This is a genomic window from Hymenobacter saemangeumensis, from assembly GCF_039541835.1.
GTDB classification, from domain to species: Bacteria; Bacteroidota; Bacteroidia; order Cytophagales; family Hymenobacteraceae; genus Hymenobacter; species Hymenobacter saemangeumensis.
Map to the genome: position 1 here is coordinate 23320 of NZ_BAABGZ010000013.1, position 15618 is coordinate 38937.

A 15618-nucleotide genomic window follows, 5' to 3' on the forward strand; every position below is an offset into this window, starting at 1 on the left:
ATCACTTCATTACCAGGCTTCTTTATTCCCCAATCACCAGCTGCTCAGGCAGGTGCATGAGGTAGTCGCCGTAGCCGCTTTTGCGCAGGGGCTCGGCCAGGGCGCGCAGCTGCTCGGCGTTGATGAAGCCCTGGCGGTAGGCAGCTTCTTCGATGGAGCCCACCTTCAGGCCCTGGCGCTGCTCAATCACGCGCACGAACTCGCCGGCCTGCATCAGGCTTTCGAACGTGCCGGTGTCGAGCCAGGCGGTGCCGCGGCCCAGGATGCCCACTTTCAGCTGGCCCCGGCGCAGGTACTCCTGGTTGACGTCGGTTATCTCGTACTCGCCGCGGGGGCTGGGCTTGAGGTTGCGGGCAATTTCCACCACGCTGTTGTCGTAGAAATACAGGCCCGGCACGGCGTAGTTGCTCTTGGGCTGCTTGGGCTTCTCCTCAATGCTGAGGGCCTTGTTGTGGGCATCAAACTCCACCACGCCGTAGCGCTCGGGGTCGTGCACGTGGTAGGCAAACACCACCCCGCCCTCGGGGTCGTTGTTGGACTTGAGCAATTCCTCCAGGCCGGCGCCGTAGAAGATGTTGTCGCCCAGCACCAGCGCCACTTTATCGTCGCCGATAAAGTCGGCGCCCAGCACGAAGGCCTGGGCCAGACCGTTGGGCACTTCCTGCACCACGTACTGGAAGTCGCAGCCCAGGCTCTTGCCGTCGCCCAGCAACCGCTTAAACTGCGCCTGGTCGTGGGGCGTGGTAATGATGAGTACCTCGCGGATACCCGCCGACAGCAGAATCGACAGCGGGTAATAAATCATCGGCTTGTCGTACACCGGCATCAGCTGCTTCGATACGGCCAGGGTGAGGGGGTGCAGCCGGGTGCCGGAGCCGCCGGCGAGGATTATGCCTTTCATTTTGAGGTGTTATGATGTTAGAACGTCATGCTGAGCGAAGCCGAAGCATCGTGCCAGGGAAAGTAATTCAATCTTTGGTTCTGCTGACCTGCGGTTCAACGATTATGATTACTGCTGCAGCCAAGATGCTTCGACAGGCTCAGCATGACGTTCTATCCTAATTTCTCTGCGCAATAAACTCCTGGTTAGCCTTAAACCATTCCAGCGTCTTCTTCAGGCCTTCGCGGATGCGCACCTGGGGCTGGTAGCCCAGCAGGGTGCTGGCCTTGGAGATATCAGCCAGAGAGTCGCGAATGTCGCCGGCGCGGTCGGGGCCGAACTTTGGCTCCAGGGTGGAGCCGGCTTCCTCGCGCAGGATGTCGTACATCTGCACCAGGGAGGTGCGGTCGCCCACGGCGATGTTGTACACCTGGTTTACCGCCTCGGGGTTGCTGGTGAGTGCCGCCCGGATGTTGGCCTGCACGCAGTTTTCCACGAAGGTGAAGTCGCGGGTCTGCCCGCCGTCGCCGTTGAGCGTGGGGGCCTCGTTGCGCAGCAAAGCATCAATGAACAGCGGAATCACCGCCGCGTAGGCCCCACCGGGGTCCTGCCGGGGGCCGAAGATGTTGAAGTAGCGCAGGCCGATGATTTCCATGCCGTAGGTACGGCTGAACACGTCGGCGTACAGCTCGTTGGCGTACTTGGTGACGGCGTAGGGCGAGAGCGGCTTGCCAATCCGGTCTTCCACCTTGGGCAGGCCGGGGTGGTCGCCGTAGGTGCTGGAGCTGGCCGCGTACACAAAGCGCTTGATGCCGGCGTTCTTGGCCGCCGTCAGCATCTGCACGAAGCCACCCACGTTCACATCGTTGGTCAGCACCGGGTCTTTGATGGAGCGGGGCACCGAGCCCAGCGCCGCCTGGTGCAGCACCACGTCGACACCCTGGCAAGCGGCTTCGCACACGGCCGCGTCGCGGATGTCGCCCGTCATAATTTCCAGGGCCGGGTGGCCGCGGAACAGCTCCAGGTTCTTATGAAAGCCATTGGAGTAGTTATCCAGGGTGCGGACTTTGCCCACGCCGTGCTTCAGCAGGTACTCCACGATGTTGGAGCCAATAAAGCCGGCCCCGCCCGTCACCAGAAATGTCAGGTTGCTGAGTGGCTGCTCGTGGAAGGGAGTATCGTACATAAGTCAGTTAACAGTTATCAATTAACAGTTAACAGTTCGTCAGGGCCGTTCAACATCATTGTTCACTGCTCACTGATAACTGCCAACTGAAGCATTAGCGCCCCGCGTATTGCTGCTGGTTATAGTCCTGGTAGGCGCCGCTGGTTACGTGGTTGAGCCACTCCTCGTTTTCGAGGTACCAGTCCACGGTGAGCGACAGGCCTTGCTCGAAGGTGACGCTGGGCTTCCAGCCCAGCTCGTTCATGATTTTCGAGGAGTCGATGGCGTAGCGCATGTCGTGCCCGGCACGGTCGGTCACAAACTTGATGAGCTGGCGGGAAGTGCCTTTCTCCTTACCGGTTTTCTCGTCCACCACGTCGCAAAGCAGCTCGATGAGCTTGATGTTCTGCCACTCGTTTACGCCACCGATGTTGTAGGTGTCGCCCTCCTTGCCCTTGTGAAATACCGCGTCGATGGCCGTGGCGTGGTCTTTCACAAACAGCCAGTCGCGCACGTTCTCACCTTTGCCGTACACCGGCACGTGCTGCCCGGTGCGCAGGCGGTGAATGGCCAGCGGAATGAGCTTCTCGGGGAAATGGTTGGGGCCGTAGTTGTTGGAGCAGTTCGAGATTTTCACCGGCAGCCCGTAGGTGTGGTGCCAGGCCCGCACGAAGTGGTCGGACGATGCCTTGGACGCCGAGTAGGGCGAGCGGGGGTCGTAAGGAGTCTGCTCCGTAAACATCTCCGGGCCGAAGTCCAGCGAGCCATACACCTCGTCGGTGCTCACGTGGTAGAACACGTGGCCAGCGTAGCCCTTGGGCTGCCAGAGGTGGCGGGCCGCATTTAGCAGGTTCACCGTGCCGATGACGTTGGTTTTCACAAACGCCATGGGGTCGGTGATGGAGCGGTCGACGTGCGACTCGGCCGCGAGGTGAATCACGGCGTCGGGCTCCTCGGTGGCGAAGAGCTGGTCGACGAAGGCCTGGTCCACGATATCGCCTTTGATGAAGCGGTAGTTGGGCGAGGCCTCAATGTCGCGCAGGTTTTCCAGGTTCCCGGCGTAGGTCAGCGCGTCGAGGTTGAGAATCTGGTATTCGGGGTACTTCGTTACGAAGAGGCGCACCACGTGCGAGCCAATAAAGCCGGCCCCGCCGGTGATGAGGATTTTCATATGTACAATGGGTGAATGGGTGAATGGGTGAATGGGTGAATGGGTGGACAATTATTTCATTCACCCATTCACCCATTCCCTCATTCACCCAATGATAATTGCCACTTCCAGGAGCTGGCCAGCGAATCGGCCAGGGAAGTTTCGGTTTTGAAGCCCAGCACCTCGGCCGCCTTGCTGGCGTCGGCGTAGATGGCAGGCACGTCGCCGGCGCGGCGCGGGCCCAGCACCACGTTGAGCTTCTGCCCGCTTACCTCCTCGAAGGTGCGCACCACCTCCAGCACGGTGTTGCCGCGGCCGGTGCCCACGTTAAAGGTTTCGACCTTGTCGGCGGCGGTGCGGTCCAGCAGCCGGCGCACGGCCACCACGTGGGCCTTGGCCAGGTCCACTACGTGGATGTAGTCGCGCACGCAGGAGCCGTCGGGCGTGTCGTAGTCGGTGCCGTACACCGTCAGCTTCTCGCGGATGCCGGCGGCCGTCTGCGTGATGAAGGGCACCAGGTTGTTGGGCACGCCCAGGGGCAGCTCGCCGATGCGGGCCGACTCGTGCGCCCCGATGGGGTTGAAGTAGCGCAGCAGGATTACGCGCGGGCTGGGGTTGCCGGGCGCGGCAGCTACATCGGTGAGGATGTCCTCGCACATCTGCTTGGTGGCGCCGTAAGGCGAGTTGGCTTTTTTCGTGGGCGTAGCCTCGGTTACGGGCAGGGCATCGGGCACGCCGTACACGGTGCACGACGAGGAGAACACCAGGTGCTCTACGCCAAACTCGGGCATCACTGCCAGCAAGGCCAGCAGGGAGCCCACGTTGTTGCGGTAGTAGGCCAGGGGCTTTTCTACCGACTCGCCCACGGCCTTGAACGCGGCGAAGTGAATAACGCCTTCAATGCCGGCCTCGGCCCGAAACACGCCGCGCAGCGCTTCCACGTCGGCGCAGTCGATGCGGTGGCAGGGCACGGCCACGCCCAGAATGGCTTGCAGGCCCGCCAGTACCGTCTCTTCCGAGTTGCTGAAGTTGTCGACAATAACCGGCTGGTAGCCGGCCTGGTACAGCTCCACTACGGCGTGCGAGCCGATATAGCCGGCGCCGCCAGTAACCAAAATTTTGCTTCGCATAATTTTCAATGAGTGAATGGGTGAATGAGTGAATGGGTGAATGAGGAGCTCGAAACTTCACTCATTCGCTCATTCACCCATTCACCCATTGATTACAGGCTCCAGTATTGCAGGTCCTTAATCTTGCCGCGGAACAGGCCCTTGATGTCGACCAGCACGGCATTGTCGGAGGTAATGGACTTGAAGTAGGCTTCGTCCTTTTCGGCGTAGGGCTTGTGGCTCACGGCCACAATCACGGCGTCGTAGTCGCTGCGTACTTCTTCTTTGGGGGTAAGGCGGAAGCCGTACTCGTGGTGCAGCTCGCTGGAGTCGGCGTGGGGGTCGACGATGTCGACGTTCACCGAAAAGTTGCGCAGCTCCTGAATCACGTCGGCCACCTTGGAGTTGCGGATGTCCTCCACGTTTTCCTTGAAGGTGGCGCCCATCACCAGCACGCGGCTGCGGGCCACGTCCTTGCCCTTCTTAATCATCATCTGCACCGTTTTACGGGCGATGTAGGCGCCCATATTGTCGTTGGTGGTGCGTCCGCTTAAAATAACCTTGGCATCGTAGCCCAGCTCCTTGGCTTTGTAAGTCAGGTAGTAAGGGTCAACACCAATGCAGTGCCCACCCACCAGGCCGGGCGAGAACTTCAGGAAGTTCCACTTGGTGCCGGCAGCTTCCAGCACCTCGTAGGTGTTGATGTTCATGCGGTCGAAAATCATCGACAGCTCGTTCATTAGGGCGATGTTGACGTCGCGCTGGGTGTTTTCGATGATTTTGGCAGCCTCGGCCACGCGAATGCTGCTGGCGCGGTGCACGCCGGCATCTACCACCAGCTCGTAAACTTTGGCAATGATGTCGAGCGACTCCTCGTCGCAGCCGGCCACTACCTTCACGATGCTCGTGAGGGTGTGCTCTTTGTCGCCGGGGTTGATGCGCTCGGGCGAGTAGCCCACTTTAAAGTCCTGGGGAAACTTGAGGCCCGAGAGCTTTTCCATCACCGGAATGCAGTCTTCCTCGGTGCAGCCGGGGTACACGGTGCTTTCAAATACCACGTAGTCGCCCTTCTTCAGCACCTTGCCTACCGAGCTGGAAGCGCCCAGCAGGGGCTTAAGGTCGGGCTGGGCGTGCTCGTCGATGGGCGTAGGCACGGCCACGATGTAAAACTGGGCCTGCCGCAGCACGTCCAGCGAGTCGGTAAAGGTGATGTCGGTGCCTTCGAAGGCCTCCTTTTCCAGCTCGCCGCTGGGGTCGATGCCGTTTTTCATCATCTCCACCCGGCCGGCATTGATGTCGAAGCCAATAACGCGGAGCTTCTTCGCAAATTCCAGGGCAATGGGCAGCCCTACGTAGCCGAGGCCAATCACGGCCAGGGTGGCCTCTTTACGCAATAGTTGTTCGTACATGCTCAGCTTGCTTGTGTCTAGGATATAAAATGTTAAGCCCGCTGTCGGCGTCCGGTTTCCGCTGGCGAGACGACGGCTGACACCGTCAGGCCGTCTTCGCTCAGCTCGTACCGTTCGCCGCTTTCGGGGCAGGTAGCCAGCCGGCTTTCGTCGAACGCCAGGCGGTGGCCGTAGGCACTTATCCAGCCCTGCTGCCGGGCCGGGGCGCCGTATACGAGGGCATAGGCCGGAACGTCGTGCGTCACCACGCTGCCGGCCCCAACAAAGGCGTAGCGCCCCAGGCGAACCCCGCATACCACCGTGGCATTGGCTCCTACCGTCACGCCCTGCTCGAGGTAGGTGGTTTGGTAGTGGCCCACCCCCTTGCGGGGCACGGCGCTGCGCGGATTTTTCACGTTGGTAAACACCACGGAAGGACCCAGGAACACGTCGTCTTCGCAAACGACTCCGCCGTAGAGGCTCACGTTGTTCTGCACTTTTACGTTGCGACCCAGCGTTACGCCATCGGCCACAAAAACGTTCTGCCCCAGGTTGCAGCCTTCGCCGATGTCGGCGCCGGCCGAGATGTGAGTGAAGTGCCAGATGCGGCTGCCGCGGCCCACCTGGCAGCCTTCGTCGAGTACAGCGGTGGCATGAGCGAAATAGTCGGACTGGTGATGGGGCACGGAAGGCAGCAGTGATTCAGCCCGCAAAGGTAAGGCCCCCGCCCGGTTATGGGACAATGTGGGGATACCAGTTGTATTTTTGAAGAAACCAACCCAACGCTTGTGTTATGGGCCTGCCTGCTTTCCAATTAGAAGCCTCCGACTACGTTTCGCCCGATGACTACCTGCGCTTGGAGCGCGAGGCCGAGCAGAAGCATGAATACCTGGCGGGCAAAGTATGGGCGATGGCCGGGGCTGGCTACGCCCACAACCGCATCTGCGCTAACCTGACGGTGGAACTAGGAAGCCAGCTACGCGGCAAGAGCTGCTTCGTAGTCGGCAGCGACCAGCGCCTGCAGGTACTCAATGCCAGCGCCTTTGTGTACCCCGACTTAACCGTGGTATGCGGGCAGCCGGAGTTCAATGAAGACAAAAAGCCGGATACGCTGCTTAATCCTACGCTGCTGGTAGAGGTGCTCTCGCCCAGCACCAGCCAGTACGACCGTAGCGACAAGTTTATGCTTTACCGCCAGATTCCCAGCCTGCGTCAGTATCTGGTGCTAGACTCACAGCTAACGCACGCCGAGCTGTACTCCTTAGATGAGCTGGGCCGCTGGGTACTGACCGAAACCCGCGACCCGGCTGCCACTATTGAGCTGGACAGCATTGGCTGCCAGGTAGCGCTGGCAGAAGTGTACGCCGGGGCTGTCTGAACCGCAGATTGACGCGGATTTAACGGATAAGAACGGATTCAAAAGTCCTTTATCTATTCAATCATAGCCAAAGCAAAAGGCCACTGCTCATTTAGCAGTGGCCTTTTGCTTTGGTAGAACAAGCGGAAATGAATCCGTTCTTATCCGTTAAATCTGCGTCAATCTGCGGTCAAAGCTTCACGCACACGTTCTGGGCCTCGGTGAAAAAGCGCAGGGCTTCCAGGCCGCCTTCGCGGCCCACGCCGGAGCTTTTCATGCCGCCGAAGGGGGTGCGCAGGTCGCGGTGCAGCCAGGTGTTCACCCACACCACGCCGGCGTGCAGCTGGTGGGCCACGCGATGGGCGCGGTCCAGGTCGCGGGTCCAGATGGTGGCCGAGAGGCCGTACACCGTGGAGTTGGCCCAGGCCAGGGCATCCTCCTCAGTGTCGAAGGGCGTGAGCGTCACTACCGGCCCGAAAATCTCCTCCTGGTTGACGCGGCATTCAGGCCCGAGCCCTTCGAACACGGTGGGCTGCAGGAAGTAGCCCTGGGCGCAGCGGCCTTCGAGCTGCACGCGCTCCCCGCCGGCCAGCAGGGTGCCGCCTTCTTCCTCAGCCAGCCGGATGTAGGACAGCACCTTGTTCAGGTGGGCTTCGCTGACCAGGGCGCCCTGGGTGGTGCCCTCCGCCAGCGGGTCGCCCACCTTTTGCTCGGCCAGCTGGCGCAGGAATTCGGCTTTGAACTCCTCGTAGATGGGGCGCTGCACGAAGATGCGCGAGCCGCACAGGCAAATCTGGCCCTGGTTGGCAAACGAGCTGCGGATGCTGGTTTTGACGGCCGCGGCCAGGTCGCAGTCGGCAAAAACCAGGTTGGGGTTTTTGCCACCCAGCTCCAGGCTCAGCTTCTTGAACATGGGCGCGGCGGTGCGGGCCAGGTGCTGCCCCGTGGCCGTACCCCCCGTAAAGCTGATGGCCTTGATGCCCGGGTGCTCCACGATGGCCTGCCCCGCCCCAGGCCCCGTGCCGTGAATGATGTTGAGCACGCCCGCCGGCAAGCCGGCTTCAATGCACAGCTCGCTGAGGTAGTAGGCCGTGGCCGGCGTAATTTCCGAGGGCTTGGCCACCACGCAGCAGCCCACGGCCAGGGCCGGCGCAATCTTCCAGGTGAAGAGGTAGAGCGGCAGGTTCCAGGGCGAGATGCAGCCCACTACGCCCACGGGGTGGCGCACGGTGTAGTTCAGCGCCAGGCCCTCCTGCAGGTGGGCTTCGCTGGCGAAGTGGGGCACGCCGGTGCCGAAGAAGGCGAAGTTGCTGGCCGCCCGCGGAATGTCCATCACCCGGGCCAGGCTCAGGGGCTTGCCATTGTCCTGGCTTTCGGCGTGGGCCAGCCGCTCCAGGTCGCGGTTGATGAGGTCGGCAATTTTTACCAGATAGCGCCCCCGCTCTTCGGCCGGCAGGGCCCGCCAGGCGGGCAGCGCGGCTTCGGCAGCGGCTAATGCGGCGGCCACGTCGCTGGCATCAGAATCGGGAATCTGGCCATACACCTGCCCGGTTGCGGGGTCGATGTTGTCGAGGTAGCGACCAGCCAACGGTGCTACCAGGCGTCCGTTGAGGTAGTTTCGAATGCCAAGCATGAGAGGGTGCGCACGTTAAAGGGCAAAGCCAAAAGTAGTGCCCGCTGCTAAATGAGGCCGGCGGGCCTTTGCGGCAATGCCGGACAGGCATCCGGCCGCTGCTTACGCTCCTGGCCAGCACCTGCGGAATAAAAGGGCTACTGTTCAACGTCTGTCAGTAACTTTGCTAGCCGGCGTCGTCTGTGCGCGGCCCGGCATTTTATATGATATGCGTTTGAAGAACTTGTCCTGCATTAGTTCCCAGTAAGCGCAACCTGTTCGCTGCTACCAGCCAAACCAGCGCTTCAGGACCCGAATCAACCAGCAAACATCAACCGTCCTTGCCTTACCTCTCCGTTATTATTCCGGCTTACAATGAAGCTGCAAGGATAGGAAGCACGCTGCAGCAGGTGCTCGCTTACCTGCTGCAGCAGCCCTACACCAGCGAGGTAATTGTGGTAAACGATGGCTCGACGGATGCTACCGCCCAGGTAGTAGAAGCCAGCTTTGCCAGCCACGCAACGCATATTCCCTGCCGCCTGATAAGCTACACGCCCAACCGGGGCAAAGGCTACGCCGTGCGCCAGGGGCTGCTGGCCGCCACGGGCACCGTCGGCTTGTTTTCCGATGCCGACCTCTCCACGCCCATCACGGAGCTGCCGCTGCTGCTCGACCCCATTCAGGCCGGCCGCTACGACGTGGTGTTTGGCTCCCGGGCCCTCGACCGCAGCCTGATAGGCGTGCACCAGCCCTGGCTGCGCGAGCAAAGCGGCCGCTTTTTCAACCTCATCATGCAGTTTGCCATCAAGCTGCCCTACGCCGACACCCAATGCGGGTTTAAAGCCTTTCGCCTTGACGTGTGCCGGCCCATTGTGGAGGGCGCCATTCTGAACCGCTTTGGCTTCGACGTGGAGCTGCTTTACCTGGCACATCATGCGGGCCTGCGCCTATTTGAGCAGCCCGTGCGCTGGAACGACGTGGTAGGCAGCAAAGTAGGCCTGCTGAGCGGCCTCGATGGCTTTCGGGAGCTGCGGCAGCTGCGCCGCCGGGCCCGGCGCGGCTTCTACGACGATGCCCTGAACCGCACCCGCCAGGCCTTGTCCCGGGCAGCGTAACTTTTAAAGCCGGCACCGACTGCCTTGCTCGTAGCCGGCCAGGGCTGTGCTCCGGCAGGGAGCCGGTTTGAAGGCTGGGCTCACGCTGCATAGTGAAGCCCGCTCCCGCAGCTGGCAGGCCCAGCCTACTCTACTATTCACTACATGCAAATGCCTGACTTTTCGCGCTCTTCTCCCCTGCAACGCTGGGCAGTGCCTGCCTTCTTCGTGGCAGTGTTTCTGCTGGGCCTGTTGATTTTCCGCGACTTTGGTGTGTCTATCGACGAAAACCAGCAGCGCGACATTGGCATGATTAGCCTCAAGCACGTTGCCCAGAAAATAGCGCCCAACTGGGTAGAGGGCGACTACAACTTCGTCAAGTACCAGACCCCGCTGGCCGAGTTCTACGACCGCGACTACGGCGTGGCGTTTGAGACGCCGGTGAGCTTTCTGGAGCGCATCTTCAAGATTGCCGATGACGGCGACAAGTTCCTGTTTCGCCACTTCTGCACCTTTCTGGTGTGCTTTGGCGGCCTGATTGCCATTTTCCAGCTGGCCCGCCGCCGCTTCAACGACTGGCGCATTGGCCTGCTGGCGGCTTTGTGGATGCTGCTCACCCCGCGCCTGTTTGCCGAGTCGTTCTACAACGACAAAGACGCGGTGTTTATGGCCATGTTTGCCATAGCCACCAACACCGCCGTGCGGCTGCTGCTGCGCCCTACCCTGCGCCGGGCCCTGGTGCACGCCCTGGTGTGTGCCATCACCATCGACGTTCGGATTATGGGCGTGCTGCTGCCCCTGGCTACCCTGGGCCTGCTAAGCTGGCGCAGCTTTCGGGGCGAGCTGCGCTGGGCCCAGCTCGGAAAAATTGTTGCGGTGTACCTGGTGGTAATGGCCGGCGTAGTAGTGCTGCTCTGGCCTTACTTATGGCCCGCGCCGCTGCACAACTTCGTGCAGGCCTTCAAGAACATGAGTGCCTTCCGCTGGGGCGGCACGGTGCTGTACCGGGGCTCTATGGTGCTGGCTACCGAGCTGCCCTGGCACTACGCTCCGGTCTGGATGGGCATTACCACCCCCATCCTCTACCTCGTGGCCGGCCTGACGGGCATTGTGCTGGTGATTCGGCAGCTGCTGCGGGCGCAGTGGCGGCTGTGGCACGACGAAGGCGGCCTGCAGGACCTGCTGTTTCTGGGCTTGTTCTTCGGACCGCTGCTGGCCGTTATCGTGCTGCACTCGGTGCTGTACGACGGGTGGCGGCAGCTCTACTTTATATACCCGGCTTTTCTGCTGCTGGCCATACGCGGCTGGGTTGCCGCCGCCGCCTGGCGCCCCCGCTGGGCCGGCTGGCCCCGGGCCCTGTACGCGGCCACGGCCCTGAGCATGCTGATAGTCGGTGCGCAAATGGTGCGTGACCACCCGCTGCAGAACGTGTACTTCAACCTGCTGGCCGGCGCCAATGTGGGCGAGCGGTTTGAGATGGACTACTGGGGCCTGGGCTACCGCCAGGACCTGGAGTACATCATTGCCAACGAGCCCCGCTCCGTGGTGAAGGTATTTGCCCCCGGGCCCAGCCCGGCCGAGTTCAACCGGCTGATGCTGCCCGCCGACCAGCGCGGCCGCCTGCAGTTTACCGACAAGCCCGAGGAGGCCGACTACTTCATCACCAACTACCGCTGGCACCCCGAAAGCTACCCTTACCCCCACGAGGTGCACCAGGTGCGGGCCGATGGCCGGCGCATTCACTCCGTGTTCCGGCTGCGGTGGTAAGGCACGGTCCTAAGCGAGGTTAGCTGACGGCTTCACCCGGCAGTTTGGTAAAAAGCCGGCCTTGCCTTCTGTCAAAAGCCGTAGTTTTGTGGCGGCCTGTTTTGCTGTTTTTTATTTTAATCCGACTTCATTCGTGAAACACCTTTACTGCGCTCTGGCCCTTACGGCCATGAGCCTGGGCCTGGGGGCCTGCTCCACAGACAGCTCGTCGGATATGCCGACGGGCATGATTACCCGTAACGACTTCGAGAACACCCAAGGCTGGGGCGGGGCCAACGAGCCCACCGTGACAACTGAGAAAGCGCACTCGGGCAAGTACTCCATTACCGTAAACCCGCAGTATGAGTTCAGCCATACGTACATCCGCACACTGGGCCAGATGACCGGCGGCAAGCCCAAGAAGATGACTGTAACGGCCTGGGCCTGGGTTCCCGACAAGGAAAGCACCGCCGTGATAGTGGTTGATATCAAGCACTCGCCGGAAAATGGTGCCCAGGTGTTCTACGAAACCCTGGACCTGGTGCCCGCCGTGCAGGAGTTCAAGGCCTGGCGCAAGGTGAGCAAGACCTTTAACCTGCCCGACTCCATTGCCTCCACCAACCAATGCAAGGTGTACCTGTGGCGCGGCAGCAGCCCCCGCCCGGTATTTGTCGACGACGTTTCCATTGAAGTTGAGAACTAGCCACCTTCTTCGATTGGCGGCCTTGTTAAGTGCCGGCGCCGCCCTGGGCTGCTCCAAAGCAAAGCCCGAGGCTGGCAGCTGGGTAGGCGACATTGTCACCACCAGCGACTTTGAGTCGGTACAAGGCTGGGTGCCTGGGGCCAGCTCCATCAGCCGCGACCATGCCCGCTCGGGCCGCTTTGCCGACCGGGTAGACGCCAGCCACGAGTTCGGCCTCACCTTTCAGCTGCCGCTGGCCCAGGCCAGTGTGCATACGCTGAGCGGCCTCGACATCGAAGCCTGGACTTACCTGAGCTCGCTGGAAGCGCCGGCTACCCTGCAGGTAGAAGTGTGGGCCCACGGCCCGGGGCAGGACCCGGCTCCCTTGTACAGTGAGGGCCTGCTGCTGCGGGAGCAGGTTTCGGACTCCTGCAAGTGGACCAAGGTAAACAAGCGCTTTGCCCTGCGCCCGGGCATGCCGGGCGAGGCCAACCTGCGCATTTTTCTCTGGTCCCGGGGCGGAGCCAAGCCCGTGTACCTCGACGACATCCGGATAAAGGCCCTGGAATAGGCCACTCTTTTACTTCTTAATGCCGCCCATGCGTCTTGACTTCTTATCGGCTCTAACCCGGCCCCAGCTCCGCAGCTGGGGCTGGCTGCTCGGCTGCTGGCTGGCCACCTGGGCCGAGCTGTGCCTGATGACCAGCGAGATGAACTACTTTGGGCCATACTGGAGCCCGGTGGCAGTGCTGGGGGCGGGGGTGCTGCTGTGCGCCTGCGCCCTGGGCTTCTGGCTGGATAAGCCGTTGGTGTCGCTGGCGGCGGAGAATACCATTCGTCGCATCCCGGTGGCCGGGCTGCTGCTGCTGCTGGGTGACGTGCGGGTGCTCTACATTCAGGCTCCCATCATTGCCCGGCTGCCCATCGACCTGCGCTACTCTGATGTCATCACCATTCTGCAGACGTATGTGGCGCGGTTTCGCAGCGGCGAAGTGGTGTACCGCTACCTCACCAACCTGGATTATCCGCTGTTTCCCAACCACCTGCCCCTGCAATGGCTGCCCTACGTGCCAGCCGATACGCTGGGCATAGACTACCGCTGGTGGAGCATGGGGCTGCTGCTGCTGCTGGGCTTTGGTGCCTACCAGCTGCTGCTGGCCCGGCAGCCCTTTACCTGGCTTGAGTTTGGCCTGAAGGCCGTACTGCCTGCCCTGCTCATCGTTCAGCTCGTCAGCTCCAACCGCGACTTGTACTCGCTGACCTGCGAGCCCACCATTATCTGCTATTACTGCCTGCTGGCCACCAGCGTGCTAACCCGCTCGGCTCCTTTACAGGGTGTGGCGCTGGTGCTGTGCCTGCTTTCCCGCTACTCGGTGCTGTTCTGGGTGCCGTTCTACCTGTGGGTTCTGTGGCGGGAAATGGGGCGGCGCCATGCTATTGCCGTGGCCGGAATTACGGCAGCGGGCATTATCGGCATCTACGTCGTTCCCTTTCTGAGCAAGGACTGGACAATCTTCACCCATGCGCTGTCGGAGTACCGCATTGCCACCCTGGGCGAGTGGAGCCGGGGCGATGCCACGCAGGGCCCGGTTCACCTGTACAGCGGCGTGGGCATGGCGGCCTGGTTTCATACCTACGCCGGAGGAGAGCTGGCCGATAAAATTGCCCTGCTGCAACGCACCCACGTAGTACTCTCCGTGGGCGTAGTGGGCCTGGCCGCCTGGCTGTACTACCGCCTGCGCCACCGCCTCAACTATCAGATTGCTGCCCTGCTTGCCCTGAAGCTATACCTGACGGTCTTCTACACCTTCCTCCAGATTCCTTACCTCTACCTGACGTCGCTGGGGCTGTTTATCTCCCTTTTTGTGGTGATGACGGTTGGCTTCCGCCGGGCGGAGCCGGCAGGCACCGTGCGGGCATAAGCCCGGGGACCAGGGCGGCTGGTTGGGGCCCCGGCACTCCATCTTGCACCTTTATCCCATGGCTGGCGCTGTTCTTCGCATTCTCTTTCTGATTGTTGCGCTGCTAGGCCTTACCTACGAGAGCAGTACTGCCCAGCAGCGCCGCATCAACTACGCCGACTGGCGGCTGGAATGGGCCGAGGAGTTTAACGAGCCCACCGACACCCTGGCCCTGATGGCGCGCTGGCGCTTTGCCTTTCCCTGGGGCCGCAACCTGATAAATAACCTCGAAACGCAGTACTACACCGGCATTGGCGTGCAGCCCGACTCAGCCGGCACGCTGCACCTGGTGGCCCGGCTCCTTGATACGCCCATTGTCTACCAGGGCAAGCGGCTGCGCTACAGCTCGGGCATGCTGATGAGCAACCACCCCACCGACCCCGCATTCCGGCCGGCCAACTGCCCACCCGATGGCAACGGGTTCAGCTACGGGCTGTTTGAGGTGCGCTGCCGTCAGCCCCGCGATGACCGGGCATTCCCGGCCTTTTGGCTGTGGGGAGGCGCCCCCGATGAGATTGACGTGTTTGAGGCCAACCCCCACGGCTTTTTCAACACGCTCCATTCCCACACCCCCGGCTACTGGTACCCTACCCGAACCATGCGCGAAGGCTGCTCCTGCCATTTCTTTAACGTGGACTCCCGTGGCGACCTCAGCCAGCAGTACCACACGTACACGGTGGAGTGGTGGCCCGATGAAGTTGTTTTCTATTACGACGGCGTGCCCATCCGGCGGGCCACCAATCTGCTGCCCAATGGCTGCGCCATGTACGTCATTGTGAACCTGGCCATGTGGAACTGGGCTGACCAGCTTACCGACAGCCTTTCCATCGACTACATCCGGATTTACCGGCCCCGGCAGCCTCCCCAGCCGGTGGCTGTGATACGGCACGGGGGCGAAGGCCCTTTCTCCGAGTGGGAATGGGTGCCGCTCGACATCAAGCCCGGCCGCGACTCCGGCCGCCGGCAGCGCTGGCAAGCTTCTCCCACCCCCAGAGGCCGCCTCGCGCTGGAATTGGTCGACAACCTGAACCCGGTGTGTGAAATTACCCTGCCGCTGCCCGTTGCAGACGCGGGGCCCTGGGCGCCGCCCTGGATTGTGCTCGACAACGTACCCGACACGCAGCTGCACTTCACCTCCGATGCCCCCATCAGCTGGCAGCTGCGCGACCTGATGGGGCGGCCCGTCGTTACCGGCAGCATGCCAGCCGGTGCGTGGCAGCCCCGCTGGCCGGTGGTGCCCCCCGGCAGCTACGTGCTGCACCTGCGCCAGGGCGCGGCCCGGGCCTTCCACCCGGTGGTGTTTATTGCCCGCAGCCCGCTCGATGCCACTCCTGTACCCGCCTGGCTGGAGCCAGCAGCCCCAGCCGATGCAGCTCCCGGTGAGGAGCGGTAAGCGAGCAGGGCCCAGCCTTTCATTTGTATCCTTGTGGGATTGTGCTTTCCGTGCGCTATCCGACTGCCGTTTTTTTTGCCA

The 15618-nt window shown here is 61.9% G+C and carries 14 protein-coding genes; 7 read left to right on the forward strand and 7 right to left on the reverse strand.

The genetic code is table 11. The features are described 5' to 3' along the window. Positions 1–22: 22 nt before the first annotated feature. The 6 genes from rfbA to ABD919_RS04640 all read right to left on the reverse strand — a co-directional run bounded on the left by rfbA (position 23) and on the right by ABD919_RS04640 (position 6378). Positions 23–901, reverse strand: a complete 879-nt coding sequence (rfbA, locus tag ABD919_RS04615; RefSeq protein WP_345234237.1) for a glucose-1-phosphate thymidylyltransferase RfbA — start codon at positions 899–901, stop codon at positions 23–25. A gap of 157 nt (positions 902–1058) precedes the next feature. Next, positions 1059–2066, reverse strand: coding sequence for an SDR family oxidoreductase (locus ABD919_RS04620; protein WP_345234239.1), 1008 nt, complete (start codon positions 2064–2066; stop codon positions 1059–1061). Positions 2067–2160: 94 nt separating this feature from the next. After that, positions 2161–3216 (reverse strand): dTDP-glucose 4,6-dehydratase, encoded by a 1056-nt coding sequence (gene rfbB, locus ABD919_RS04625; RefSeq protein WP_345234241.1) that lies wholly within the window; start codon positions 3214–3216, stop codon positions 2161–2163. 80 nt (positions 3217–3296) lie between these two features. After that, on the reverse strand, positions 3297–4325 hold the full coding sequence (gene galE, locus ABD919_RS04630) for a UDP-glucose 4-epimerase GalE (protein WP_345234243.1): 1029 nt from the start codon (positions 4323–4325) through the stop codon (positions 3297–3299). Between the two features lie 92 nt (positions 4326–4417). Beyond that, positions 4418–5713: a nucleotide sugar dehydrogenase gene (locus ABD919_RS04635; RefSeq protein WP_345234245.1), complete on the reverse strand. Its 1296-nt coding sequence runs from the start codon at positions 5711–5713 to the stop codon at positions 4418–4420. 32 nt (positions 5714–5745) lie between these two features. Then, on the reverse strand, positions 5746–6378 hold the full coding sequence (locus ABD919_RS04640; protein WP_345234247.1) for an acyltransferase: 633 nt from the start codon (positions 6376–6378) through the stop codon (positions 5746–5748). Between the two features lie 107 nt (positions 6379–6485). On the opposite strand from ABD919_RS04640, the gene ABD919_RS04645 reads away from it, so the two are divergent. Then, on the forward strand, positions 6486–7070 hold the full coding sequence (locus ABD919_RS04645) for a Uma2 family endonuclease (RefSeq protein ID WP_345234249.1): 585 nt from the start codon (positions 6486–6488) through the stop codon (positions 7068–7070). 169 nt (positions 7071–7239) lie between these two features. On the opposite strand, the gene ABD919_RS04650 is transcribed toward ABD919_RS04645, so the two are convergent. Continuing rightward, entirely contained in the window at positions 7240–8682 is a 1443-nt protein-coding gene (locus tag ABD919_RS04650) for an aldehyde dehydrogenase (RefSeq protein WP_345234251.1), read from the reverse strand. A 320-nt stretch (positions 8683–9002) separates the two neighbouring features. On the opposite strand from ABD919_RS04650, the gene ABD919_RS04655 reads away from it, so the two are divergent. From ABD919_RS04655 to ABD919_RS04680, 6 genes are all read left to right on the forward strand, one after another. Beyond that, complete coding sequence (locus tag ABD919_RS04655; RefSeq protein ID WP_345234253.1) at positions 9003–9776, forward strand: dolichyl-phosphate beta-glucosyltransferase; 774 nt, start codon at positions 9003–9005, stop codon at positions 9774–9776. A 150-nt stretch (positions 9777–9926) separates the two neighbouring features. Beyond that, positions 9927–11522: a glycosyltransferase family 39 protein gene (locus ABD919_RS04660; RefSeq protein ID WP_345234256.1), complete on the forward strand. Its 1596-nt coding sequence runs from the start codon at positions 9927–9929 to the stop codon at positions 11520–11522. 133 nt (positions 11523–11655) lie between these two features. Next, the gene (locus ABD919_RS04665) at positions 11656–12204 is read left to right on the forward strand and encodes a carbohydrate binding domain-containing protein (RefSeq protein ID WP_345234258.1); all 549 of its coding nucleotides are present in this window, start codon (positions 11656–11658) and stop codon (positions 12202–12204) included. Positions 12205–12217: 13 nt separating this feature from the next. After that, positions 12218–12754, forward strand: coding sequence for a hypothetical protein (locus tag ABD919_RS04670; protein ID WP_345234260.1), 537 nt, complete (start codon positions 12218–12220; stop codon positions 12752–12754). A 28-nt stretch (positions 12755–12782) separates the two neighbouring features. After that, entirely contained in the window at positions 12783–14105 is a 1323-nt protein-coding gene (locus ABD919_RS04675) for a hypothetical protein (protein WP_345234262.1), read from the forward strand. 58 nt (positions 14106–14163) lie between these two features. Then, positions 14164–15537: a glycoside hydrolase family 16 protein gene (locus ABD919_RS04680; RefSeq protein WP_345234264.1), complete on the forward strand. Its 1374-nt coding sequence runs from the start codon at positions 14164–14166 to the stop codon at positions 15535–15537. Positions 15538–15618: the final 81 nt, after the last annotated feature.